This is a genomic window from Neorhizobium vignae (assembly GCF_000732195.1).
GTDB lineage: Bacteria > Pseudomonadota > Alphaproteobacteria > Rhizobiales > Rhizobiaceae > Neorhizobium > Neorhizobium vignae.
The window spans coordinates 799,914-823,315 of the sequence record NZ_JNNU01000002.1; the positions used below are offsets into that span (position 1 = coordinate 799,914).

Below are 23,402 nucleotides of genomic sequence, written 5' to 3' on the forward strand. Positions count from 1 at the left end.
GAACCTCCGCTATCTCCTTGAAGACGCGAAGCACGGGACAAGGAGGAAACCATGTCGACACTGACCCCGCACGAACTGGAGGGGCGCCTGAATGCCCACCGAGAACTGCTGATCGAGCTGTTGTCCGCGATGATCGGGGGCGAAGTGACCATCACGTCCCTGCTCAAGCGGCTGCGCGACGACGCCACGTTCAAGGACAATGAGGAGGATCCGGGTGCGATGCCGGAGGGCGCATTCGCAATCGAGAATTCGGCGGCGCGCGAGGTGCGGTCGATCCTCGACGCGGCACGCGCCCGGGCTGCAGCCGACGAAAATTGACGTCCCGTTAACCGCGCCCAGTCACATTTAAGGCGATCCCGCCACGTTTATGGCCATTTCGTGGAACTACAATGCGACTTTCTCGTTCATTCACGACCGAAGCGATGGAGGCGACGATGGTCAGAGAATGGGTAGAAGCAGCAGGCTTTGTTCTGGTGATCGCCGCCTGCTACATGATGGTCATCCCCGTCTGAGTTTCAAGCTCCTGGGGAGGAGAGAGGCCTTGATCTAAGGCCCACTGCTCTCGCGGCCGGCAAAGAAGGCCGCGAGAGCGGCAAAATCTTCTTCATTCAATTTTTTTGCCACCTCCGTCATCAGGTGGCTGAAGGAAGACCCGCCTCGCACACCTGCATGGAAGAGGCGGAGCTGGCGCTCCAGATAAGGGGCGTTTTGACCCGAGATCCGCGGATAAGCAGGATTACCGCCGGGCTTTTCGTGGCAACTGAGGCAGGCGGGAATTTTGTCTGCCGCTCTTCCCCTTTCCGCGATTTCGCGACCCTTTTCCACGAGCTTTGGATCAACCGGCACCGAAGGCCTTTGCGGTCTTGCCTGCTTGGCATAATAGGCAGCGAGCTCCGGCAGGCTGTCCTCCGTCAAAGTCCCGACCGCGACCTTCATGATACCGCTCGCCCGCTCACCATGCGCATAGGCGCGCAGGCTGTTGAGCAGGTAGGCTTCCGACTGCCCGACGAGCCGCGGAATGACGCTGTTGCCGTTGAGCCGCTTTTCCGCATGGCAGCTTTCGCAGGTGATCGGCAGCGGTGACACTTCGCCCGCGGTACCGATACCATGCAGGCCGGACGCCTGCAGATAGGCATTGCCGTCCATGTCCGGCAGCTTTCGGAGAAACGCCACCATGTCCCAGACCTCGTCGTCGCGCGCCTGCGCCGGCCAGGCTGGCATGCCGGTGAAGCGCACCCCGTGCTTGACGATCTCGAAGAGCTGCGCGTCGCTCCAGCCTGGAACCACCGTCTTCAGATCCGGCGGCGGCGGCAGCATGGCGAGCACGGCGCCGGAGCGCCCCTGTGCCGGCGAGCCATGACAGATGGCGCAGCCGGTCTCGAAATGCCCGGCGGCCCCCGGCAGCAGCGCCGGGTTGTCGAGCGGCGGCACTTCGATGGAAAGAGCCGCGGTACGGATCGAATTGCGCATCACCCAGTGCAGGAACCAATCCGTGATCCCCCAATGACCGGTGCTTGCCTTGACGCTCATCAGTCCGGACCAGGCGAACCCCAGCCCCAGAAGCGGCGCCACGATCACCAGGACCGCGAGATATTTCCAGCGAATCGTCATCCGGCTACTCCTCCCAAAAGCCACGGCCGGCGCTTTTGCAGGCAACGCCGCCAGCCTGCGATCCCCAGCGGCGGAGCGCCGCGGCGAAGGCATGTGCCTCGGCCTTTCACCGTAAATCGGATGGAGAGAAAGGGAAAGCAGCACGCCGAAGGACGAAGGTTGGGGCTTCAGCAGGAGAGCCGGGAAAATTCGACACCGAACGCGCCATCGGGAATTTTGTTCCAGCCGCCGGATAACTTTGTGTAACCGGCTGTGAAAAAGATGGAACGAATCCTGCGACGATGGGTTTGCTCCCCTGTGAACGGGCAATCGCCCAGCATTCGCGACGGGAGAAAATCATGATGCACTTTCTAAAAACGCTTAGAAACAGGCTCACCGGCACTCATCAGAAGAAAACTTTCGCCGTGGCCCATCTGGAAGAACTGCAGGTCGTCGTCCCTGATGCCGTGGTCCTTCCGTTGCCCAAGTCGCCTCGTGAGGAAATCAGCGTCCCCGCCTCCATCAACGGCCGGGACCTCTCCACCGGCCGTCTGTGAGGCCGGCCGGAACTCTGCGAACAACGAACTGCCAACAAAAAGGAGACCAGCATGACCACCATCGAGTCCGCCAACATCCTGATCCTCGCGGCCGACGGCTATGAGCGATCGGAACTGCGCGTCCCGCTGGAGGAATTGAAAAAACGTGGGGCCGGCGTCAAGATCGCGTCCATCAAGGCGGGCGAGATTAAAAGCTGGGACAAGACGAACTGGGGCGATACCGTCCCGGTGGACCTGGAGGCCAAGAACGTCAACGCGGAGGACTTCGATGCCCTTGTGTTGCCGGGCGGACAGATCAACCCTGACATCCTGCGGGACAACGAAGATGCGATGAAGGTCGTGCGGGACTTCGTGAAAAGCGGCAAGCCGGTCGCAGCGATCTGCCATGGCCCATGGTTGCTTGTGGAGGCCGATGCCCTTCGCGGTCGCAAGGCGACCTCCTATCATTCGATCCGCACCGACATCCGCAATGCCGGCGCATCCTGGAAGGATGAGGCCGTCGTGGTCGACAACGGCATAATTACCTCGCGCTCGCCCGAGGACCTGCCGCAATTCGTGGCGAAGATCGTCGAGGAAGTCCAGGAAGGGCGCCTCAATCGCCGGGCAGCATAACGTGACCTAGCTCGGCTCCGGCCGTCCGCAACCTCCTCGCGGGCGGCCGACACGGAAAGTCTAGGCCTGCTTCAGAAAGGCTAGAAGCCGCCTTTCGTTGGCGCGCAACTCCGTCGGCCGCGTCAGTGCCACCTTATCCCGCATCACCTTTTCCAGCGGAGACACATCCTCCGAAAGTGCCAGAATGCTCGGGTGGATGTAGCTTGAGCGGCAGACCGCCGGCGTGTTGTGCAGCGCTTCCGCCGCCGCCTTGCACATCGCCTTGATCTTCGGGCGTCGGCCCTCCTCCTCCACCGCCTCCCAGGCCGCCATCAGCGCGGCGAGACTGCCGCCCCAGGTGCGGAACGTCTTGGCCGAGACCGCGAACCCTGCGGCCTTGGCAAGATAAGCGTTGAGCCGGCCTGAGTCGATCGGACGCGGCGCACCCTGCTCATCGGGCCAGGAAAACAGCTGCCGGCCCGGCAGGTCGGCGATTTCTTCCAAAATGCGCTGCAGGCGGGGATGTTTCAGCGTGTGCTGCACGCGGCGGCCGCCCTTGGCGACGAAGCGCAGCGTGACTGACTCGCCGGACAGCGTCATGTGGCGCTTCAGCAGCGTCGTCGCGCCGTAGGTCTTGTTCTCCTTGGCGTAGAGACGATTGCCGACCCGTAGATGGGTCGCGTCCATCAGGGCCACCAATGCGGCGATCACCGCATCGGACTTGTCGAGGCCAAGCTCGAGGTCGCGTTTTGCCTTGCGGCGGATCCGCGGCAGAGCCTCGCCGAATCGGACGAGCTGATCGAACTTGCGTTCGCTGCGAAAGTTCTGCCAGTCGGAATGATAACGATACTGCTTGCGGCCCCGCGAATCGTAGCCGGTCGCCTGGAGATGTCCGCGCGGATCGAGGCAGATCCAGACATTCTCATAGGCGGGCGGCAGGCCGAGCGATGCGATCCGCAGGCGATGCTCCGCGTCGGAGAGCAAAGTGCCGTCGGGCAGGCGGTAGGTGAAACCCTTGCCGCGCCTGAGCCGACGGATGCCGGGCTCCGCATCGCTGACATAGGTAAGGCCGATGGTCCTGAGGGAATCCTGATCGATGTCGATCGTGGTGAGCATGGCGTCCATGGCCGACCAAACGGCGAGGGCCGCACCTTCGTTCCGGCGCCCACGGTGATAACCGCTAGATGGCTATGTCCTTGAGAGTTTCGACGCCCTCGCCTCGTTCGAAGGCCAGGCGCGGCGCATTCAAGGACCAGCGAAGCCCTTCGTTGCGGAAGTCGATCTCGACCTGGCCGGCAAAAGCCGCCGCCGCATGACGCCTGATGATTGTCGTGCCGAACCCGGTGCGGGAAGGCTCGTGGACTGCCGGTCCGTCCCTCTCTTCCCAGACGAGCTCAAGCCGGCTTTCGCCATCATCTTCGTCGACCATATCCTTCCAGGCGATGCGCACTCTGCCATGCGGCACGGAGAGCGCGCCGTATTTCACCGAATTGGTCGCAAGCTCATGGAGGATGAGGCCAAGGTTCTGGACCGCTTCGGCCTTGAGGATGAAATCCGTGCCTTGCAGCTCGACCCGGTCGGCAGCGTCTGCGAAGGTGCTCATGTGGATTTCGATGACGCGGCGGATGGACACCCCGGCCCACTGTTCCTTCGCCAGCGCCTCGATCGATTTGCCAAGACCTTGCAGGCGGGTGCTGATCGCCTTCTGGAACTCCTCCATCGTGGTATCCTGGCGTGCCAGCTGGCGCATCATCGCCTGGATCAGAGTGAGGATGTTCTTGGTCCGGTGAACCAGTTCGTGCAGGATGAGATGAATCCGATCTTCCGCCTCGCTGCGGTCGAAGGAGGCATTCGAAAGAGCGATCGCTACCTGGTTGGCCTCGCGGATCTTCGTCTCCACGGGAGAGACGATCTCGCCCTTGCCGATCCGTTCGGCCATTTCGGCGATCTGCCGGATCGGGATGCGAAGCTGGCGGCCGACGAACCAGGCGATCAGCATGCCGAGAGCGAGGAAGATCGCACCGCCAGCGATCAACTGCCGCCAGGTGGTAAGGATGCTCGCCTGCGCCGCATCAATCGGCCCCCAGACGACGGCCTTCCACGTCCACCCGGTAATCTGGGCGTAGCCGTACATCTGCCGGCGGTTGCCGTCGACATCCTCGATCGTACCCTTGAAGCCAGTCATCAGCTTGAGCATATCGGAGGGAAACGCCGTGCCGGAACCGAGCGCATGAGCGCCGAGGGAGGTCACTACCTTTCCGGCCCCGTCCACGACCGCGACCGACCAGCCGGCAGGAAGCCCCTCCGTCGAGATCAGCTTCTGCAGGTCCTCGGCATTCTGCGTCATGATCATCGCGGCGCCGGAATGCGAAATTTCCTTGGGCAGCGGCATCGTGACGTTGAAGACATGCTTGCCGCTGGTGGCGCCGAAAAACACGTTGGAGACTTCGGTCACGCCGCTGTTCAGAGCCGATTGCAGTGCGGCCATGTTGGAAATCTTGCCAAGCGGCGCGTCGAACGACAAGCGGGTGTTGAGCCGCTGCTGTCCATCCGCATTGACGACGAGAACATAGAGCGAATTGGACCGGAGGCTGTTCTGGGTTCGATTGTGGAAGGCGCGCAGGTCGCCAGCCTCAAGCTCCGGCGAGGTGACAAGCAGGCGAAGCGTCGTCGCCATGTCCTGCAGCTCACGGTCAATGGAGCGGGCGATGAGCTGAGCGTCTTCGGCCGTCTCGGCCGCAAGAATCTCCCGCTCGTTCGCCTCCAGCTCCGTCATCAGGTAACCGACGAAAATCAGCAATGGCAGGGCCACGCCAGCCGCCAGTGCGACCAGATAGGCACCGATCGGCGCCGTTGGAAAAAACCGCGAAACTCTAAACATTCCGCGTCTTTACCCTATGGAAAAAAGCTGCAGGTGCCTGTGCCACCTGCCGGCATTGTTCATTTCCGTGTCCCGTCATCCGCTAATATTCTAGCGGGTCTTATCTAACTGGTTTTAGAAGCCGGGCCAAGGATTGATTGCCGGCGATATGGTTTTCCGGAATGCCGCGGCTCAGGTATTCCGAGGCCGCTCCACCACGTCGAAATTCATGTCCCAGTCTTTTCCCGGCCCCTTTTTGCCCGGAGGGTTGCGGTGTTTTGTTGCGTCGTCGGAGCCGGTAATCACAGTCGGTTTGGCGCTTGCGACGCCGTTTGACTTACCGTCCGCCTGGGACTTGGCGTACTGTCCCTCGGCATCCTTGTGGATTTTGGCCCTATCGCTTTTGTCGGTCATGATGTCTCCGTTCCGAATGAAGTCAGGCCACCGGCAGCGGCCTGACGCGTGAAACAACCGGGTTCAGACCGTCGTCGAACCCGCCAGCGTATCGGTCGAATTATTGTTGACGCGCAGGTTGTTCTGGACGTGCCGCACGCCGGAAACGTCATCCACCAGATCCTCGGCGCGGCGCTTGTCCCAGCGGCTCGACACGAAACCGTCGAGTGTCACTTCGGATCCCTGTACCGTCACGGTGATGTTCGATGCGTCGAGCATTGGATCGTCGCTCAGGCGATCATTGACGTCCTTCCTCGATACGGGCGTCAGAGCGTTGATAGCCTTTCGGACCCTTGCCGCGATGTTCATCCATCTTCCGGCGATGTTCGGCATCTTCGTCGCCGAACCAGGAGGCGACTTCATCGCCGGCGCGCTCCATGAAGCCGCGCTTGCGACCATAGTCGTCGGAGCCGCGGAAGCGGCTGTCCGAACCGGAACGGCCTTCGCCACCGGAACGGTAGTCAGAGCCGTATCGGTCACCATAGGCCTGGTTGACGCGGTTGCGACCCGGCTCGTAGCTGAACGACGAAGGCCGGCCGCGATAAGACTCGCGAGCCCAAGCCTGCGACCGCTCCGAATCACCATAACCGGCCTCGAACCCGCCATCGTCGGATGCCCATTGTTCACTGCGGCCGTAGCGGGGAAACCGCGAACGGTCGTCCTCCCGGCTTGAATCGCCATACTGCTGGTCGTCACTGGAACCGCGAACATAACCGGTATCGCCCGGACGGTAATCGCTGGAGGATTCGCGGGCGAAATCGCGCTCGTCGCGCGACCGGTCGTTTCGATACCCGCCCGATTGGGAATGATTTCCACTAGCCATTGTCTGTCTCCTCGGTCTGGTTTGGTCCCGCTCGCATGGGACACAGACTCAACCCCGCCTCCCCGGGATTGTTCCCCCTTTTGGAGGAATGCCGGAGATCAATCGGTAGAAACGGCCATGACCATGGAGAGGCCCGGAAGAATTTCACCGGCAGCGATTTCCGCCGGTTCGACATGGATGACGGTGCCGGAAACGGGCGGTGCCGCCTCTTCACTGGCCGTCAGATTGGCACGAAGCTGCAGCAGGCGGTCCGCCAGACGCCAATCGACGGCAATCACCCCTTCTTCGGTATCGAGTACCCTGCCCGAGTGAGGAGGGACGGCGAGAAGTCCGGGAACAACGTGCTCGCGCCGCTTGGCGATCAGGGTGCGCATGCGGTCGCGATGCAACTGCCCCTCCGGTGCGCGAGCGCGATCCCAATGCAGCTTCGAGCGATCGAACGCCTCCACCGCGTTCGGGTCAAGGAGAGTCTCCAGGTTCGGCCCATCCGCCGGGATTCCACCGAAACCCGCCCCTTCGTTGATACGGCTGTCCCAGACAGTTTTGGCAAGTTCGCCTTCGTAGTCGCTGAAGAAGTGGAAACCCTGGGTCTCGCAGTAGTCCTCGCCCATGAACAGCAGCGGTATCTGCGGCGAAAGGATCAGGATCGCTGTCAGCACCCGCAGCATCCGTTGATCGGCAAGCGAGACCAGCCGTTCGCCGGAAGCGCGATTGCCGATCTGGTCATGGTTTTGGAGGAAGTTGACGAAGGCGACGGGCGACAGGTGACCGCTGGGCTCACCGCGCGCTTCGCCATCAAAGCCGGCTTCGCCCTGACAGATGAAACCCTCCGCGAGGCCCCGGGCAAGCTTGCGCACCGGCTCCTCAGCAAATGTGCCGGCAGAGCGGGCCCTCTCGCCGGTTGCGATAACTTGGGCGGCGCGGCGAACGTCGTGGTTCCAGCCAGCGTCATAGAGCAGGGCCTTGCCGGCCCGGTTGCGCTCCAGGTAGTGGGTGATGTTGCGATGATCATCCATCACGAGATGCCGGCGTCTTCCCGTCACCTCGCGCTGAACCCGCTTTGCCAGTTCCCACAGGACGTGCATCTGCGACGCCTCGTCCTCGATCCGGTCGACCGCATCCAGCCGCAAACCGTCGAGATTGTATTCTTCCAACCAATAGAGCGCATTCTCGATGAAGAACTGCCGCACCGGGCGATGGCCGAAATTGATCACCGGTCCGGAGGGCGTCGCACCATCCGGATCGAAAAAGGACGGCAAATAGGCATGGAACAGGCTGCCAGGCGGACCTAAGCGGGCGTAGACGACATCGAGGACGACAGAGAGGCCGTGCCGGTGCGCCGCATCGACGAAGGCCTTCATATCGTCCGGTTCCCCATAGGCGTGATGCGGCGCATAGGGCAGCACGCCGTCGTAACCCCAGCCGCGGTTCCCGGGGAACTGGTTGACCGGCATGATCTGCAGCATCGTCACGCCGAGCGAGGCGATCTCCCGCAGACGCTCGGCCGCGGCGCGAAAAGTCCCCTCCGGGGTGAACGTGCCGATATGGACTTCGTAGAGGACCGCCTCCTCCCAGGCATGCCCGCTCCAGTCCGGCATATGCCAGTGATAGGTGGTCGCATCGACGAGCAGCGACGGTCCGTCGATGCCGCCGGCCTGGGCACGCGACGCCGGATCCGCGATCACGACGCCGTCGGGCATCACGAACCGGTAGGGCGTACCCTGCTCGAGGCCACCCGTCGTCAGCGTGAACCAGCCCTCGCCTGCCGGCAGCATCTCTCGATTGCGGCCGGCGATCTGCACCCGCAGGCGCTCCAGGTCCGGCGCCCAGATCCGGAAAAGCACTTCGCCATCGCCCAAGTATTCGGCGCCCCAGGACTTGGAAAAATTGCGGCGGGACGGCTGGCCAAAACCCTCGTTTCGCGAATCGAACGGCGTAAAATCTCGGGTCAGCGACATGACATCTCCTTGGCTGCAACTGCTCCAAGGAAATACGAGTCCGCGGGAAAAAGTTCCCCTATCTGTCCTAACCTGTTGTTATATATACCTTAAAATAAGGCAGAGAACCGAGGTCAAAAGCGGCCTCCCGCTTATTCGATACGGTTGGTCGTCTCCGGATCGAAGACTACGGCCTTGTCGAGATTGAAGGCGAACGGGAACTTCTGGCCGAGCTCGACATGCACGTCGGAACGGGTACGGGCGGTGAAAGTCGCGCCGTCCAGCTTGCCGGTGACGAAGGTATCGGAGCCGGTTGGTTCGATCATCGTCACTTCAGCCTCGATCCGGGCAGTGGCGCGGGCCTGCGGATCGACGAGACCGGCATCGGTAATCGTCTCCGGACGCAGGCCCAGAATGACGTCCTTGCCATCCGGAAGGCTGGTGGTCACGGAAGGCGGCATGGCGACCCTGACACCGTCGTTTCCGAACAGCGCGATGCCCTGCTGGCCATTGGCGCCGGATACCTTGCCCTTCAGCATGTTCATCGCCGGCGAGCCCATGAAATCGGCGACGAAGAGATTGGCCGGACGGCCATAGATTTCCGCCGGCGTGCCGACCTGCTGCACCATGCCTTCTTTCAGCACGACGATCTTGGTGGCAAGCGTCATCGCCTCGATCTGGTCATGGGTGACGTAGACGATCGTGGCGTGGGTGTTCTGGTGCAAAGCCTTGATTTCGGCGCGCACTTCGACGCGCAGCTTGGCGTCGAGGTTGGAGAGCGGCTCGTCGAACAGGAAGACGCGCGGCTGGCGCACCAGCGCCCGGCCCATGGCGACGCGCTGCCGCTGGCCGCCGGAGAGCTGGCTCGGACGACGCTTCAGGAGATGCTCGATCTGCAGCGTCTTGGCCACCTGCTTGACCGCCGCCTCGCGTTGCGCCTTCTCGACGCCGCGCATTTCAAGCGCAAACGCAATGTTCTGTTCCACCGTCATGTTCGGATAAAGCGCATAGGACTGGAAGACCATGGCGATATCGCGCCGCGAGGGGTGCAGGTCGTTGACCACCTGGCCGTCGATGACGATGTCGCCCGACGACGGCGGCAACAGGCCGGCGATCGCGTTGAGCAGGGTAGACTTGCCGCAGCCCGACGGGCCGACGAGAACCAGGAAGCTGCCCTTTTCGAGCTCGATATTGATGCCCTTCAGAATCTCGTTATTGCCGATCTTCTTGCGAATATCCTTGATTTCAAGAAAGCTCATGTGCGGTTATCCCTTGACTGCGCCGGCCATCAGGCCACGCACGAAATAGCGTCCGGCGACGACATAGACGAACAGCGTCGGAAGCGCTGCGAACACGGCAGCCGCCATATCGACATTGTATTCCTTGACGCCGGTGGAGGAGGCAACGAGGTTGTTGAGCGCCACCGTCATCGGCGAGGACGTGCCGGACGAGAAGGACACGCCGAACAGGAAGTCGTTCCAGATATTGGTGAACTGGTAGATGATCGTCACGACGATGATCGGGCCGGAACTCGGCAGCAGGATACGCCAGAAGATCCGGAAGAACCCGGCGCCGTCGATCATCGCGGCCTTTACCAGCTCGTCCGGAAACGCCTCGTAATAGTTGCGGAAGAACAGCGTGGTGAAGCCGAGGCCGTAGATCACGTGGACGATGACGAGGCCCGTGGTGGAGTTCGAGAGCCCGAACGTGCCGAGCACGCGCGCCATCGGGATCAGGACCGCCTGGAACGGGATGAAGCAGGCAAACAGCATCATGCCGAACATCAGCTTGTGGCCCGGGAACCGCCACTTGGTCAGCACATAACCGTTGAGCGCACCGAGCAGGGTGGAGATCAGAACCGCCGGAACCACCATCTTGATGGAATTCCAGAAGTAACCCTTGATGCCGACGCAGCTGACCCCGATGCAGGCCTCGCCCCAGGCACGTACCCAGGCGGCGACCGACGGATCGCGCGGCAGCGCCAGCATGTCGCCGCCGCGGATTTCGTCGAGCGACTTCAAGGACGTCGACAGCATGACGTAGAGCGGCAGAAGATAGACGAGTGCCAGGATGATCAGGGCTGCATAGATGAAATAGCGGGCGGTACGGGCTCCGCCGGCGCTGACGGTTTCTTGTGTCGCGCTCATTGCTTTCTCTCCCGCAGTTCCGAATAGAGATAGGGCACGATGATCGCGGTAATGCCCATCAGCATCATCACGGCGCTCGCCGATCCGACATTCATCTGGTTACGGGTAAACGTGTAGGAATACATGAAGGTCGACGGCAGCTCGGTCGCATTGCCCGGCCCGCCGCCGGTCAGCGCGATGACCAGGTCGTAGGACTTGATCGCCATATGCGCGAGCACGATGAAGGCGGAAAGGAAGACGGGCCGCAGCAGCGGAATGATGATACGTCGATAGATGGATACCGTCGAGGCGCCGTCGATCTGGGCCGCCTTGATGATCTCGCCGTCGATGCCGCGGAGACCGGCCAGGAACATCGCCATGACGAAGCCTGACGCCTGCCAGACCCCGGCAATGACGACGGTGTAGATCGCCATCTTGGGATTGACCAGCCAGTCGAACTTGAAGCTTGTCCAGCCGAGATTGTGCATGGTGTTCTCGAGCCCGAGGCCGGGGTTGAGGAACCATTTCCACGCGGTACCGGTGACGACGAAGGAGAGCGCCATCGGATAGAGGAAGATCGGCCTGAGCAGGCCTTCGGCGCGGATCCGCTGGTCCATGAGGATCGCGATGCCGAGCCCGAGGATGATGCAGATGCCGATATAGAGAACCCCGAAGATGGCAAGGTTCTGCATCGCCACATACCAGTTCGGCTGCGACCAGAGGCGGAAATAAGCGTCGAAACCGCCCCATTTGTAGACCGGCAGGATGCGGGAGGTCGTGAAGGAAAGATAGACCGTCCAGAGGATGAAGCCGTAGACGAAGACGAGGATCACGGCGAACGACGGCGCCAGCACGATCTTCGGCAGCGCGTTGCGCAATCCGTCCGCAAACGAGCGGCGCTGTCTCTGCGGCTCAAGCACGGGAACCGGTTCGATTGTCGTCATCATGACCTCCGGCAGACACCAGAACTAAGAGATACCGGCAAGCCGGAATTTGAAAAGTGGCCGGGAAATTATCCCGGCCACTCGGCTGTCAGAACTTTCGCGCAGACGCGATCACTTGGCAGCCTTCACCGCTTCCGGCAGGCGCTTCAGCGCTGCTTCGGTGGTGAGCTGGCCGTTGAGGTGCTGGGTGATGACGTCCAGCATGGCTTCCTTGATGGCAGCCGGCTGAGCGTAACCGTGGGCAAGCGAGCCCATCAGCGTGCCCTTGGAAGAAGCTTCCGTGAGATCCGCCATGCCCTTCTTGCCGCAATCGTCGAACTTTTCGTTCGAGACGTCTGTACGGGCAGGAACGGAACCCTTGACCGTGTTGAAGGCGATCTGGAAGGCCGGATCTTCGACGGCGGACGCCATCTTGAGCTGAGCCTTTTCGGCGTCGCCGCCAACGTCGAACATCATGAACTGGTCGGCGTTGAAGAGGACCGAGCCCTGCGTGCCGGGGAAGCGGATGCAGACGAAGTCGGTGCCCGGCTTCTTGTTGGCGCGCAGCCACTCGCCCTTGGACCAGTCGCCCATTTCCTGGGCGCCGGCCTTGCCTTCGATGACGAGGGCGGTCGAGAGGTTCCATTCGCGGCCCGAGAAGTTCGGGTCGAAATAGGTGCGCAGCTTCGACATCGTGTCGAAGACCTTCTTCATCGTATCGCCGGAAAGTGCCGCCGGATCGAGATCGAGAACGGCCTTCTTGTAGAAGTCCGGACCGCCGGTCGAAAGCACGACGGCTTCCCAGAGCGTGCCGTCCTGCCACGGAACGCCGCCGTGAGCGAGAGCGGTGAGGCCCTGGCTCTTGAAGGCGTCGAGCAGCGTGATGAGCTCGGCGATGTTGGTCGGAACCTTGCCGCCAGCCTTGTCGAGTGCCGCCTTGTTGATCCACAGCCAGTTGGTGGAGTGGATGTTCACCGGAGCAGCGATCCAGTGGCCGTCATACTTCGAGAAGTTCTGCAGAGCGGCCGGGATAACCTTGTCCCAGCCTTCCTTCTTGGCAAGGTCGTCAAGGTTTGCGGCGACGCCCATTTCGGCCCAGTCCTTCAGGTCGAAACCGAGAAGCTGGACGGCGGTCGGCGGGTCGCCGGCCGTGACGCGCGCGCGCAGCGCTGTCATGGCAGCAGAGCCTGCACCACCGGCAACCGGCATGTCCTTCCAGGCGACGCCCTGCTTCTGGAGGTTTTCCTTCAGCACGTTGAGCGCGGCGGCCTCACCACCCGAAGTCCACCAATGCAGGACTTCGACCTGTTCTGCGGCTTTGGCGGCACCGGCGGTCATGGCGATAAGCGCCGCACCGGCGGCGAGTTTGGCAATCATTCGAATATTCATTGAGAATCTCCCTTTGCATCCGGGCTCCTCTCCGGATATCGCGATTTATAACGATATAATTACAGTCAGTGTCAACCCGCTCGCAGGATTTTTTACATCACAATGCGACAAGGCTAACATGAGGAAAAAACTGGCAAAATTGGTAGGCGGCGATTTTTTACTCAGGAATCGAGAAAAATTCCTGGCGACTTTTGAAAAATTTGTAACGATATAGATGAGGCTCGCTCCGGTTCCGGGGCGAGAGCGGAGGAGAAGAGGATATGTCGCTGAAAGACTGGGGGGACAAAGGTCGGCGAGCGAAGCCGGAGCGGGCAGCCGCAAAATCCGGCGTTGGCGCAAAGCCCACCCTTAAGACGATCGCCGAACTGACAGGGCTTGCGGTCACGACAGTATCGCACGCGCTTGCCGATGCACCGCAGATCGCGCTCGAAACACGCCAGCGCGTCCGCAAGGTCGCAGCCGATATCGGCTACCTGCCTGACCGGGCAGCGCAGGGCCTGCGCACGGGCCGCACCAATGTCATCAGCCTCGTCCTCGATCCGCACGAGGAAATCCTCGGCTATGCCACCTCGATGATCAACGGTCTGACCGAAGCCTTGCGAGGCACGGCCTATCATCTGGTCATAACGCCGCATTTTTCCGATACGCCGCAGATCGAACCGGTGCGCCATATCATGCGCAACCGCATGGCCGACGGCATTGTCTTCACCCGTACCGAACCCGCGGACGAACGCGTCAAGCTATTGATGGAAAACGATTTTCCGTTCATCTGTCACGGCAGGACCGAGCTTGCCACCGCTCACCCCTATGTCGATTACGACAATTACAGTTTCGCCTATCAGGCCGCGAAAAAGCTGATCGCCGCCGGTGCCAGCAAGCTCTCGATCATCCTGCCGCCGGAGCGCTTCACCTTCGCCCATCACCTCAAGCACGGCTTCATGACGGCGGTACGCGAGGAAGGTGTTGGGTTCGAGATCGCCAAGGGCGTGACGCTCGACAGCAAGTCGGACGACATCCGCGACTATCTGTTCCGCCGCATGGGCGAACCGGAGCGTCCTGACGGCTATATCTGCGGCGGCGAGGTGTCGGCGCTCGCCGTCATGGCATCCGCCTACGACCATAAGCTGGAACTAGGCAAGGATATCAGGCTGGTGGCGAAACAGACCTCGGGCCTTTTCGACCAGATCCGCCCCCGCGTCGAGACGATCTACGAAGACCTGGCTGAAGCCGGTTTGCTGATGGGAAAACTGCTGCTGAAGCGGATCGCCAGCCCGGCCCCCATCCACGAATTGCAGGCGCTCCAGACGGTCTGACCGCCCGGAGCGCTGTTCGCATGACCCGTCAGGACGTCATGCGAAAGGTTTCAGCGCCGCGCGGTCTGTCGCGCGGCGCTGTCCGCAGCTTCTCAATCCTCTTCCTGGAAGACGACCTCACGCTTTGCCTTGACGCTCGGCAAGAAGACGATGACGAGGACGAGGGCCGCGAGGAAGAGGAGGGCCGCGCTGATGGGGCGCGTGACGAATGTCGTCGGGTCGCCGCGCGAAAGGATCATCGCCCGTCTGAGATTCTCTTCCAGCAGCGGACCGAGCACGAAGCCGAGCAGCAATGGCGCCGGTTCGCAGCGCAGCTTCAACAGCGCGTAGCCGATGAGGCCGAAGAAGGCGACGGCATAGAGGTCGTAGACGTTCGAGTTGACGCTGTAGACCCCGATCGAGCAGAAAGCCATGATGATCGGGAACAGCACGTAGTAGGGGATGGTGAGCAGCTTTACCCACAGCCCGATGAGCGGCAGGTTGAGGATGACGAGCATCAGGTTGCCGATCCACATCGAGGCTATGATGCCCCAGAAGAGGGCCGGCTGTTCGGTTGCCACGTTCGGGCCTGGAACGATGCCCTGGATGATCATCGCGCCGATCATCAGCGCCATGACCGGGTTGGCCGGAATGCCGAGGGTGAGCAGCGGGATGAACGAGGTCTGCGCACCGGCATTGTTGGCCGATTCCGGACCGGCAACCCCGGCGACTGCTCCGTGGCCGAATTCTTCCGGATGTTTCGAAACCTTCTTTTCGACCGTGTAGGACGCAAACGCCGCAAGGATGGCGCCGCCACCCGGCAGGATGCCGAGGATCGAGCCGATGGCCGTGCCGCGCAGGACCGGGCCGACCATTGCCTTGAAATCCTCCCTTGAGGGCATGAGCTCGCTCACCTTCGCCATCAGCACGGAGCGGGTCTTTTCGTTTTCGAGATTGCGCAGGATTTCCGCGATGCCGAAGACGCCGACCGCGACCGCCACGAAGTTCAGCCCGTCCGCATATTCGCGGATCCCGAGCGTGAAGCGCGGCGTGCCGGTGTAGATGTCGGTGCCGACGAGACCGAGCAGCAGGCCGAGCGCCACCATCGCGAGCGCCTTGACGATCGAACCGTGGGCGAGCGCGATCGAGGAGACGAGGCCCACCACCATCAGCGAGAAATATTCGGCCGCGCCGAACTGCAGCGCGATCTGGGTGAGCGGCGGCGCAAAGATCGCGACTAGGAAGGTCGATACGGTGCCGGCAAAGAACGAGCCGATTGCGGCGATCGCCAGAGCTGCCCCCGCCCGGCCCTTGCGCGCCATCTGGTAACCGTCGATGGCGGTGACGGCAGACGAGGACTCGCCCGGCATGTTGATCAGGATCGCCGTGGTCGAACCGCCGTATTGCGCGCCGTAATAGATGCCGGCGAGCATGATCAGCGACGAGACCGGCTCGAGCTGGAAGGTGATCGGCAGAAGCATGGCGATCGTCGCCGTGGCCCCGATGCCGGGCAGCACGCCGATCAGCGTGCCGAGCAGCACCCCGATCAGGCAGAAGAACAGGTTCTCCAGCGACGTCGCCGTTGCAAAACCAAGCGCTAGATTATTGAAAAGATCCATCACTCAAACCTCAATAACCGAGCCAGGGCCCGAAACGGCGGAACGGAAGGCCGAGGCCATAGCTGAAGACGGCGACCGAGAAGACCGTCAGCGCCGCCGACAGGACGAGTGCGGTAAGCGGTTTCATGCGGCCAGAGGCGAAGGAGGCTATCAGTGCGGTAACGAAGATCGACGGAACGAAGCCCAGCCCGCGAACGGTAAGGCCGAAGAAGATCGGCGCCGGCAGGATGAAGACCATGCCGCGCAACGCGAGCGCCCCGATCGGCCCTCCGTCTACCCGCATCGACTGGATGAGGATGATCGCACCGAACAGGATGAGCGCGCAGGCGAGGATGAAGGGAAAATAGCCAGGCCCCATGCGCAGCGCCGTACCGAGCTCCAGTTCGAAAGACTGGTAGGCAAAGAACAGGCCTGTCGCGATCAGCAGCAGCCCGCAGATCAGATTGGCAGTGTCGAATTTCAGCGAATTCATGGTGTCTCCGTGAAGTGGGAGATGCTTTTGCCGGACGTGCCCCTCGTCCGCCTGCTGGCACCCTCTCCCCGCTCGCGGGGAGAGGAATATGCCGCACCGGTTTCCCGGATCGCAGACGATTGAGCCTGGCAGGTCCCCTCTCCCCGCAAGCGACGAGAGGGTGAGGGCAGACTACCTGCGGAACCCTTAGTCCGCGTACTGGCCAGCGGCCTGGATGACCGGCTTCCAGCGAGCGATTTCGTTCTCGAGCTTGGCCTTCAGCGCCGCCGGAGTGGCGTCGTTGTCCGGCGACGGTTCAGTGCCGAGTTCGGCGAAGCGAGCGGCCACGTTAGGGTTCTTCAAGGCAGACTTGAGGGCCTTGTTGAGCTTGTCGATCGCCTCTTTCGGGGCGCCCTTCGGCGTGTAGAGACCATGCCAGATGCCGACCTGCATGTCGGGCAGACCGGCTTCCTTGACGGTCGGGATGTCCTTCAGGACGCCGAGACGTTCCGCGGACGTGACCGCATAGGCCTTTACCGTGCCGCCCTGGATCTGCTTGGTGGTGTTGGTGGTCTGGTCGCACATGATGTCGACCTGGCCGCCGAGAAGATCGGTCATCGCAGGACCGGTGCCCTTGTAGGGAACGGTGACGAGCGACGTCTTGATCGAGCTCATGAACAGCATGCCGCAGAGATGCGAAGCGGCGCCGATGCCGGCATTTGCAACCGTCACCTTGTCGCTGTTGGCCTTGGCATATTCGATGAGACCCTTGAGGTCGGTCGCCGGCATGTCCTTGCGGGCGAGAAGCGTCATCGGAACGTCGGTGACGAGGCCGACATAGTCGAAGGCGTTCAGGGTGTCGTAGGGCAGCTTGCGATAGAGCGAAGCGCTGGTCGCCATGCCGATATGGTGCAGGAGAACGGTGTAGCCGTCCGCTTCGGCATTGGCGACGCGGGCAGCGCCGAGCGTACCGCCGGCACCGCCGACGTTTTCAACGACGATCTGCTTGCCGAGATCCTTCGACATGGATTCGGCGACGAGGCGCGCGACGGTATCGGTCGGGCCGCCGGCCGCAAACGGCACGATCATGGTGATCTGGCGCTCGGGATATCCCTGCGCATTCGCCGAAGCGGAGAAAAGGGAAAGCGCCGCAAGAGCGGTCGCGCCGATAACGGCGTTCAGGATTTTCATCGGGCTCCTCCAGGATGAAATGTGGCACAGCGGGCGCGCAAATTTCCTCCGGCGCCAACCTGAGAGCCATTTGCGGCAACGGGCCGCGCATATGCAATTATGACGGAGACGTTAAAACAGCATTTCCGCACATACCGCGTCGCACCATGGGTGGATTCGGGAACAATCGGCAAAAAGCATGGGTGGAAATCCACACATGCCTCCATTATCAGCCGTCCCGGTCATCCTGCAGCATGTGTTCCGGACCGAGCAACTTCTTGTCGAGCCCGTATTTCTGCATCTTCTCGTACAGTGTCTTGCGGGAGATGCCGAGGGATTCGTAGACCGGTCTCAGCGCGCCGCCATGCGCCGCGATCTCGCCGGCGATCAGGTTGCGCTCGAAGGCTGCAACCTTGTCGGCAAGCCGCCCTGCCCCATCCTTTGTGCTGCCGGTTTCGCCCGGCTTCGGGTCGAGACCGAGCACCAGGCGGTCGGCGGCGTTGCGCAGTTCCCGGACATTGCCAGGCCAGTCGCGCTGGGCAATCGCCGAAATCACCTCGGCCGGCACTTCCATATCGTCGCGGCCATAGCGCGCCGCTGCCTCCCGCACCAGTTGGAGAAAGAGAAGCGGTATATCCGATCGCCTCTGCGCCAGCGACGGCACATGGATGGTGGCGACGTTGAGACGGTAAAGGAGGTCGGCGCGGAACCGACCCGCCGCCACTTCCGCTTCGAGATCCACCTTGCTGGTAGCGATGAAGCGCACGTCGAGCGGCACGGTTTCGTTGGAGCCGAGCCGGGTGATGACCCGCTCCTGCAGCACGCGCAGGAATTTCGCCTGCAGATCGACCGGCATCGAGCCGATCTCGTCAAGCAGGATCGTGCCGCCGCGGCCATGTTCGAACTTGCCGTAACGGGGTCTCAGCGCTCCTGGAAAGGCGCCGGCCTCATGGCCGAAAAGTTCGCTCTCGATCAGGTTTTCGGGAAGAGCTGCGCAATTGATGGCGATGAAGGGCCGGTTGGCGCGCGAACTGATGTCGTGGAGGCCCCGCGCCACCACTTCCTTGCCGGCGCCGGTTTCGCCGATGATCAGCGTATCGGCATCCGTGGCACCGATGGCGCGAATCCGGTAACGCAGATCGACCATGACCTGGGTGCGGCCGGGGAGCCGGGCTTCGACATCGTCGCGCTTGCCGGCAACGGCCCGTAGGCGGCGGTTTTCCAGCACCAGGCTGCGCCGGTCGAGCGCGCGCCGGATGATGCCGGCGAGATGTTGCGGCGTGAACGGCTTTTCGAGGAAATCGTAGGCGCCTTCCCGCATGGCCTTGACCGCGAGCTGCACGTCGCCATGGCCGGTCACCAGGATGACCGGGATCTCCGCATCGAGCTCGCGGATCTTCTGGAGCAGAGTCATTCCGTCGGTGCCCGGCATGCGGATATCACTGACGACGACGCCGTCGAAACCGAAACCGGTCAGTTCCAGCACATGATCGGCATTGGAAAAGGTCAGAACCGCCAGGCCGAAGAGCTCCAGCGCCTGCGCCGTCGAACGGCGCAGTTCTTCCTCGTCGTCAACCAGCAGAACCCTTTGCTCGCTCACTCGGCTGCCTCCAGAAGATTGCCGTCGGCAACTTCGAGTTCGATCAGGAAGACCGCGCCGCCTTCCGGATGATCGGCAACGCTCAGGCTGCCGCCGAAATCCTTGATGATGTTATAGGAGATCGACAGACCCAGCCCCAGGCCCCTGCCGACACCCTTGGTCGTGAAGAACGGATCGAAGATGCGTTCGTGGATGGCCGCGGCGACGCCCGGCCCGCGATCGCGCACCGACACCATGACCCTGTTGCCCGCCTGCTCGGCGGAAACCGTGATCCGCCGATCGTCGAGGCCTTCGACGGCATCGGCGGCATTGGTGATAATGTTGACGAGCACCTGTTGAAGCCGCACCGCGCCTGCCTTCACCGCGGGAATAGCGGAATCGATCTCGATGTCCAGCTCCGCATCCGCCGCCTTCAGGCGCGCCGCGACGATCTCCAGCGTGTCGCGCATCACGTCGTCGAGCGCGACGGGCCCGAGCTTCTCGTTCGGCTTGCGGGCGAAATTGCGCAGGTGCCTGCTGATCGAGGCCATGCGGTCGATGAGCGCCGAAATGCGCCGGACATTGTCCCGCGCGTCGTCGGTGCGTCCGAGATCGATCAGCACGCCGGCCGTTTCCGCATAGGTCTTGGCAGCGGCGAGAGGCTGGTTGAGTTCGTGCGACAGGGCCGCCGACATCTGGCCGAGGCCTGCGAGCTTGCCCGCCTGGATGAGGTCCGCCTGGGTCTGGCGCAGCCGCTGTTCGGTAAGCCGCCGTTCGGCGATCTCCTCCTCGATGCGGCTGTTGACGCGGGCGAGATCTGCGGTGCGCTCGGCGACGCGGTGCTCGAGCTCGTTGCGCGCTTGTGCCTGCAGCATCAGGCGTTCGTTGAGCCGCGCACGGCGCTGAAGGACGATGGCGAGCCCCAGGCCTGCAAGGCAGAGCGTCAAAAGTGCTGCAACCGTTGCGGTCTTCGCCTGCGTATGGACCGAACCGGTATCCATCAGCACGTTGACGGTCCAGCCCGCATCCGGCATCGGTTGCGATACGACGAGATATTCCTTCTCGAACCCGCCATCCCGGATGGTCATGACATCGCGCCCTGCGAAGCTGCCGCGCTCGACCGGCAACTCGCGGAGCTTGGCGTCCGCATACCGCCGGGACGCCTCGGTACGGGCGATCCGGTCGGGCGTCAGCGGCAGGATGCTCGCATAAAGCCATTCCGGACTGCCGGTCATGAAGATGATGCCTTCGGGATCCGACACGAAAATCCGGTCGTCGCCGCCGCCCCATGAGGCTTCGAGGATGTCGATATCCACCTTGAAGACGATCACGCCGCGAATGGCGCCGCCGATCTCGATCGGCGAGCCGAAATAGTAGCCGCGCTTCAAAGACGTCGTGCCGAGCGCGTAGAAGCGCGATTGGCGGCCCTCTGCCGCATCCTGGAAATAGGGCCGATAGGTGAAATTCTCGCCAACGAAGCTGACCGGGCTGTCATAATTGCTGGCGGCGATGGTCTCGCCGTCCATGGTCATCACGTAAATATCGGAGGATTTCAGGAGCCCGTTGATCTCCTTGAGATAGGCATTCGTCGTCGCCCGCAGCGTCTCGTTCTTCGGATCGAGGATCACCGCCTCGATATTCTGCTGATCGGCGATCAGAGCCGGCAGCGCCTCGTAGCGCTTCAGATGGCCGTCGAGCGCCGACACCGCCAGGCGTAAAGTCGTGCCTGCCTGCACTTCGGCCTCCTCGATATAGCCGCGCGCGAGGATATCGCTGCCCTTGAAGACCAGCGCAAGACCGACCGCCACAAGCAGGGCCAAAGGCAGAAGAATGCGATATCTCAACAGGTCCGGGTTCCTCCGTTCATTTTCCCGCCCGGGCTGACGGGAAAACGGTATTCTAACCGCTGCCCTGCTGATTTCCATAAAATCCTTCCGGCATTGGGCCGGCATCCGGGACGGTGGTCGCTGGGGGTGTCTGGAGGGGCCGGCAGACGTGATCGGATCGTGCAAGCATTCCTCGTGTTCTCGCAATAATTTCCACCCTACCGCTTGACTTCACGACTGATCGTGCTTCGATCACAGGCGCAAATGGGGAAAGCCGCAAGGGCGGCGCAAGGGGTTTTCAATGGTCTATATACTCGCACTTTTGATCGGTGTCGTCGCCGGCCTGCGCGCCATGACCGCACCTGCAGCAATTGCCTGGGCCGCCTATCTCGGCTGGCTCAATCTCTCCGGTTCCTGGCTCTCCTTCATGGGCACGATCTGGGCCGTCGGCATATTCACCATCCTTGCCGTCGTCGAACTGGTCACCGATCAGCTCCCCTCGACGCCGAGCCGCAAGGTGCCGCAGCAGTTCGGCGCGCGACTGCTCATGGGAGCGCTCACGGGTGCTGCGATCGGCACGCCCTATGGCGGCTGGATCGTCGGCCTCGTCGCGGGCATCGTCGGCGCCGCAATCGGCACCTACGGCGGCGCCGCCGTCCGCGGCAAGCTGGCCGCCAGCTTCGGCAAGGATCCGCCGGCCGCCTTCATCGAGGACGCTGTCGCCATCGTGGCGGCCTATCTCATCATCGCGTCCCTGCCTGTCGCGGCCGCGGTATGAAAACCTTCGACGCAATCATCATAGGCGCCGGCCAGGCCGGCCCCTCCCTCGCAGGGCGCTTCAACGACGCCGGCAAGACGGTTGCGATCATCGAGCGCAAACATGTCGGCGGCACCTGCGTCAACACCGGCTGCAAGCCGACCAAGACACTCGTCGCCAGCGCCTATGCCGCGCACGTCGCCCGCCGCGGCGGTGATTATGGCGTGGTTCTCGACAGCCCGGTGAAGATCGACATGCCGGCCGTCATGCGACGTTCGCACAAGGTGACGCTCGACTCGCGCCAGGGCAACGAGAGCTGGCTCGAGGGCATGCCGAACTGCACTCTGATCCGCGGCCATGCCCGGTTCGAGGATAAGAACACCATCCGCGTCGGCGACGAACTTCTGACCGCACCGCAGATCTTCCTGAATGTCGGCGGCCGTGCCGCGATCCCGGATTTCCCGGGCGTCGGCGACGTGCCCTACATGACCAACAGCGACATCGTCATGCTCGACCGGGTGCCAAAGCATCTGGTCATCGTCGGCGGCAGCTATATCGGACTGGAATTCGCCCAGATCTACCGCCGCTTCGGCGCCGAAGTCACCGTCGTCGAAAAAGGCCCGCGCCTTGTCGGCCGCGAGGACGAAGATATCTCGCAGGCGATCCGTGAGATCCTCGAAGCCGAAGGCATCCAAATCCGCACCGGCGCCGAATGTATCCGGTTCCGCAGCCACGAGGACGGCGTCGCCGTGGGCGTCGATTGCACCGAAGGCGCCCCGGAAGTGATCGGTTCCGACGTACTGCTCGCGGTCGGCCGCCGGCCGAACACCGACGATCTCGGCCTCGACAAGGCCGGCGTCGAACTGGATGCGAAGGGCTACATCAAGGTCGGCGACGACCTCTCGACCAATGTCGAGGGCATCTGGGCGATGGGCGACTGCAACGGTCGCGGCGCCTTTACCCACACTGCCTATAACGACTTCGAGATCATCGCCGCAAACCTCTTCGACGGCGAGAGCCGCAAGGTCTCCGACCGACTGGTCGGTTACGCGCTTTATATCGATCCGCCGCTCGGCCGTGTCGGCATGAGCGAGGCAGAGGCCCGCAAGTCCGGGCGGAAGGTGCTGGTCGGCCGTCAGTCCATGGCAAGGGTCGGCCGTGCGGTCGAAAAGGGCGAAACGCAGGGCCTGATGAAATTCGTGGCCGATGCGGACACGCACGAGATCCTCGGCGCCGCCATCCTCGGCACCGGCGGCGACGAATCGATCCACGGCGTGCTCGACATGATGAACGCCCGCGCCACCTACGATACGCTGCGCTGGGCGGTGCCGATCCATCCGACGGTCTCGGAATTCTGGCCGACCGTGGTGCTTGGTATGAAACCGGTCTGAAACCCTATTTGGAACACGACTACAATTTTATCGATCGCCTGAAGCGGCCAGCAAGCATTTCCGTCTAT

General features: G+C 62.4%; 23 protein-coding genes. 7 read left to right on the forward strand and 16 right to left on the reverse strand.

Annotated features, from left to right (window positions below):
* Window positions 1–51: 51 nt before the first annotated feature.
* Window positions 52–318, forward strand: coding sequence for a hypothetical protein (locus tag GQ59_RS04035; RefSeq protein WP_037077663.1), 267 nt, complete (start codon window positions 52–54; stop codon window positions 316–318).
* A 71-nt stretch (window positions 319–389) separates the two neighbouring features.
* Window positions 390–512 (forward strand): hypothetical protein, encoded by a 123-nt coding sequence (locus GQ59_RS33285; protein WP_007751416.1) that lies wholly within the window; start codon window positions 390–392, stop codon window positions 510–512.
* Window positions 513–546: 34 nt separating this feature from the next.
* On the opposite strand, the gene GQ59_RS04040 is transcribed toward GQ59_RS33285, so the two are convergent.
* On the reverse strand, window positions 547–1,611 hold the full coding sequence (locus tag GQ59_RS04040; RefSeq protein WP_037077665.1) for a c-type cytochrome: 1,065 nt from the start codon (window positions 1,609–1,611) through the stop codon (window positions 547–549).
* A 338-nt stretch (window positions 1,612–1,949) separates the two neighbouring features.
* On the opposite strand from GQ59_RS04040, the gene GQ59_RS04045 reads away from it, so the two are divergent.
* Both GQ59_RS04045 and GQ59_RS04050 read left to right on the forward strand, forming a co-directional pair.
* Complete coding sequence (locus GQ59_RS04045; RefSeq protein ID WP_037077666.1) at window positions 1,950–2,147, forward strand: hypothetical protein; 198 nt, start codon at window positions 1,950–1,952, stop codon at window positions 2,145–2,147.
* 51 nt (window positions 2,148–2,198) lie between these two features.
* Window positions 2,199–2,759 (forward strand): type 1 glutamine amidotransferase domain-containing protein, encoded by a 561-nt coding sequence (locus tag GQ59_RS04050; protein ID WP_037077668.1) that lies wholly within the window; start codon window positions 2,199–2,201, stop codon window positions 2,757–2,759.
* Window positions 2,760–2,819: 60 nt separating this feature from the next.
* Here GQ59_RS04050 and GQ59_RS04055 read toward each other — a convergent pair whose 3' ends face one another.
* From GQ59_RS04055 to GQ59_RS04095, 10 genes are all read right to left on the reverse strand, one after another.
* Window positions 2,820–3,836 (reverse strand): DNA topoisomerase IB, encoded by a 1,017-nt coding sequence (locus tag GQ59_RS04055; RefSeq protein WP_037078188.1) that lies wholly within the window; start codon window positions 3,834–3,836, stop codon window positions 2,820–2,822.
* Window positions 3,837–3,918: 82 nt separating this feature from the next.
* The gene (locus GQ59_RS04060; protein WP_037077670.1) at window positions 3,919–5,619 is read right to left on the reverse strand and encodes a sensor histidine kinase; all 1,701 of its coding nucleotides are present in this window, start codon (window positions 5,617–5,619) and stop codon (window positions 3,919–3,921) included.
* A 171-nt stretch (window positions 5,620–5,790) separates the two neighbouring features.
* Window positions 5,791–6,012 (reverse strand): hypothetical protein, encoded by a 222-nt coding sequence (locus GQ59_RS04065; RefSeq protein ID WP_037077671.1) that lies wholly within the window; start codon window positions 6,010–6,012, stop codon window positions 5,791–5,793.
* Between the two features lie 63 nt (window positions 6,013–6,075).
* Window positions 6,076–6,270, reverse strand: a complete 195-nt coding sequence (locus tag GQ59_RS33540; RefSeq protein ID WP_432762561.1) for a BON domain-containing protein — start codon at window positions 6,268–6,270, stop codon at window positions 6,076–6,078.
* Window positions 6,271–6,289: 19 nt separating this feature from the next.
* Window positions 6,290–6,874 carry an SWFGD domain-containing protein gene (locus GQ59_RS33545; RefSeq protein ID WP_432762562.1) on the reverse strand — a complete coding sequence of 195 codons (585 nt, stop codon included), beginning with the start codon at window positions 6,872–6,874 and terminating at the stop codon, window positions 6,290–6,292.
* Window positions 6,875–6,972: 98 nt separating this feature from the next.
* Window positions 6,973–8,832 (reverse strand): malto-oligosyltrehalose trehalohydrolase, encoded by a 1,860-nt coding sequence (treZ, locus tag GQ59_RS04075; RefSeq protein WP_037077674.1) that lies wholly within the window; start codon window positions 8,830–8,832, stop codon window positions 6,973–6,975.
* Between the two features lie 131 nt (window positions 8,833–8,963).
* Window positions 8,964–10,070, reverse strand: coding sequence for an ABC transporter ATP-binding protein (locus tag GQ59_RS04080; RefSeq protein ID WP_037077676.1), 1,107 nt, complete (start codon window positions 10,068–10,070; stop codon window positions 8,964–8,966).
* A 6-nt stretch (window positions 10,071–10,076) separates the two neighbouring features.
* The gene (locus GQ59_RS04085; protein WP_037077679.1) at window positions 10,077–10,958 is read right to left on the reverse strand and encodes a carbohydrate ABC transporter permease; all 882 of its coding nucleotides are present in this window, start codon (window positions 10,956–10,958) and stop codon (window positions 10,077–10,079) included.
* Window positions 10,955–11,884: a carbohydrate ABC transporter permease gene (locus GQ59_RS04090; RefSeq protein WP_370649702.1), complete on the reverse strand. Its 930-nt coding sequence runs from the start codon at window positions 11,882–11,884 to the stop codon at window positions 10,955–10,957. Before GQ59_RS04090 ends, GQ59_RS04085 begins: the two co-directional genes overlap by 4 nt.
* A gap of 108 nt (window positions 11,885–11,992) precedes the next feature.
* Entirely contained in the window at window positions 11,993–13,243 is a 1,251-nt protein-coding gene (locus GQ59_RS04095; RefSeq protein ID WP_174459606.1) for an ABC transporter substrate-binding protein, read from the reverse strand.
* 266 nt (window positions 13,244–13,509) lie between these two features.
* On the opposite strand from GQ59_RS04095, the gene GQ59_RS04100 reads away from it, so the two are divergent.
* The gene (locus GQ59_RS04100; protein ID WP_037077686.1) at window positions 13,510–14,562 is read left to right on the forward strand and encodes a LacI family transcriptional regulator; all 1,053 of its coding nucleotides are present in this window, start codon (window positions 13,510–13,512) and stop codon (window positions 14,560–14,562) included.
* 92 nt (window positions 14,563–14,654) lie between these two features.
* On the opposite strand, the gene GQ59_RS04105 is transcribed toward GQ59_RS04100, so the two are convergent.
* The 5 genes from GQ59_RS04105 to GQ59_RS04125 all read right to left on the reverse strand — a co-directional run bounded on the left by GQ59_RS04105 (window position 14,655) and on the right by GQ59_RS04125 (window position 21,204).
* The gene (locus tag GQ59_RS04105) at window positions 14,655–16,160 is read right to left on the reverse strand and encodes a tripartite tricarboxylate transporter permease (RefSeq protein ID WP_037077687.1); all 1,506 of its coding nucleotides are present in this window, start codon (window positions 16,158–16,160) and stop codon (window positions 14,655–14,657) included.
* A gap of 10 nt (window positions 16,161–16,170) precedes the next feature.
* Complete coding sequence (locus tag GQ59_RS04110) at window positions 16,171–16,632, reverse strand: tripartite tricarboxylate transporter TctB family protein (RefSeq protein ID WP_037077689.1); 462 nt, start codon at window positions 16,630–16,632, stop codon at window positions 16,171–16,173.
* A 186-nt stretch (window positions 16,633–16,818) separates the two neighbouring features.
* Window positions 16,819–17,802, reverse strand: a complete 984-nt coding sequence (locus GQ59_RS04115; protein ID WP_037077691.1) for a tripartite tricarboxylate transporter substrate-binding protein — start codon at window positions 17,800–17,802, stop codon at window positions 16,819–16,821.
* Between the two features lie 208 nt (window positions 17,803–18,010).
* Window positions 18,011–19,381, reverse strand: coding sequence for a sigma-54-dependent transcriptional regulator (locus GQ59_RS04120; protein ID WP_037077694.1), 1,371 nt, complete (start codon window positions 19,379–19,381; stop codon window positions 18,011–18,013).
* On the reverse strand, window positions 19,378–21,204 hold the full coding sequence (locus tag GQ59_RS04125; protein ID WP_037077697.1) for a sensor histidine kinase: 1,827 nt from the start codon (window positions 21,202–21,204) through the stop codon (window positions 19,378–19,380). Before GQ59_RS04125 ends, GQ59_RS04120 begins: the two co-directional genes overlap by 4 nt.
* A gap of 283 nt (window positions 21,205–21,487) precedes the next feature.
* On the opposite strand from GQ59_RS04125, the gene GQ59_RS04130 reads away from it, so the two are divergent.
* Window positions 21,488–21,964 (forward strand): DUF4126 family protein, encoded by a 477-nt coding sequence (locus GQ59_RS04130; RefSeq protein ID WP_037077699.1) that lies wholly within the window; start codon window positions 21,488–21,490, stop codon window positions 21,962–21,964.
* Complete coding sequence (locus tag GQ59_RS04135; RefSeq protein ID WP_037077701.1) at window positions 21,961–23,334, forward strand: FAD-containing oxidoreductase; 1,374 nt, start codon at window positions 21,961–21,963, stop codon at window positions 23,332–23,334. Before GQ59_RS04130 ends, GQ59_RS04135 begins: the two co-directional genes overlap by 4 nt.
* Window positions 23,335–23,402 lie beyond the last annotated feature (68 nt).

Bases quoted from the DNA above. Each gene is read 5' to 3' on its own strand.
- GQ59_RS04035 (WP_037077663.1), top strand. From the start codon at position 52: ATGTCGACACTGACCCCGCACGAACTGGAGGGGCGCCTGAATGCCCAC.
- GQ59_RS33285 (WP_007751416.1), top strand. From the start codon at position 390: ATGCGACTTTCTCGTTCATTCACGACCGAAGCGATGGAGGCGACGATG.
- GQ59_RS04040 (WP_037077665.1), bottom strand. From the start codon at position 1,611: ATGACGATTCGCTGGAAATATCTCGCGGTCCTGGTGATCGTGGCGCCG.
- GQ59_RS04045 (WP_037077666.1), top strand. From the start codon at position 1,950: ATGATGCACTTTCTAAAAACGCTTAGAAACAGGCTCACCGGCACTCAT.
- GQ59_RS04050 (WP_037077668.1), top strand. From the start codon at position 2,199: ATGACCACCATCGAGTCCGCCAACATCCTGATCCTCGCGGCCGACGGC.
- GQ59_RS04060 (WP_037077670.1), bottom strand. From the start codon at position 5,619: ATGTTTAGAGTTTCGCGGTTTTTTCCAACGGCGCCGATCGGTGCCTAT.
- GQ59_RS04065 (WP_037077671.1), bottom strand. From the start codon at position 6,012: ATGACCGACAAAAGCGATAGGGCCAAAATCCACAAGGATGCCGAGGGA.
- GQ59_RS33540 (WP_432762561.1), bottom strand. From the start codon at position 6,270: ATGCTCGACGCATCGAACATCACCGTGACGGTACAGGGATCCGAAGTG.
- GQ59_RS33545 (WP_432762562.1), bottom strand. From the start codon at position 6,874: ATGGCTAGTGGAAATCATTCCCAATCGGGCGGGTATCGAAACGACCGG.
- treZ (WP_037077674.1), bottom strand. From the start codon at position 8,832: ATGTCGCTGACCCGAGATTTTACGCCGTTCGATTCGCGAAACGAGGGT.
- GQ59_RS04080 (WP_037077676.1), bottom strand. From the start codon at position 10,070: ATGAGCTTTCTTGAAATCAAGGATATTCGCAAGAAGATCGGCAATAAC.
- GQ59_RS04085 (WP_037077679.1), bottom strand. From the start codon at position 10,958: ATGAGCGCGACACAAGAAACCGTCAGCGCCGGCGGAGCCCGTACCGCC.
- GQ59_RS04090 (WP_370649702.1), bottom strand. From the start codon at position 11,884: ATGATGACGACAATCGAACCGGTTCCCGTGCTTGAGCCGCAGAGACAG.
- GQ59_RS04100 (WP_037077686.1), top strand. From the start codon at position 13,510: ATGTCGCTGAAAGACTGGGGGGACAAAGGTCGGCGAGCGAAGCCGGAG.
- GQ59_RS04105 (WP_037077687.1), bottom strand. From the start codon at position 16,160: ATGGATCTTTTCAATAATCTAGCGCTTGGTTTTGCAACGGCGACGTCG.
- GQ59_RS04110 (WP_037077689.1), bottom strand. From the start codon at position 16,632: ATGAATTCGCTGAAATTCGACACTGCCAATCTGATCTGCGGGCTGCTG.
- GQ59_RS04115 (WP_037077691.1), bottom strand. From the start codon at position 17,802: ATGAAAATCCTGAACGCCGTTATCGGCGCGACCGCTCTTGCGGCGCTT.
- GQ59_RS04130 (WP_037077699.1), top strand. From the start codon at position 21,488: ATGGTCTATATACTCGCACTTTTGATCGGTGTCGTCGCCGGCCTGCGC.
- GQ59_RS04135 (WP_037077701.1), top strand. From the start codon at position 21,961: ATGAAAACCTTCGACGCAATCATCATAGGCGCCGGCCAGGCCGGCCCC.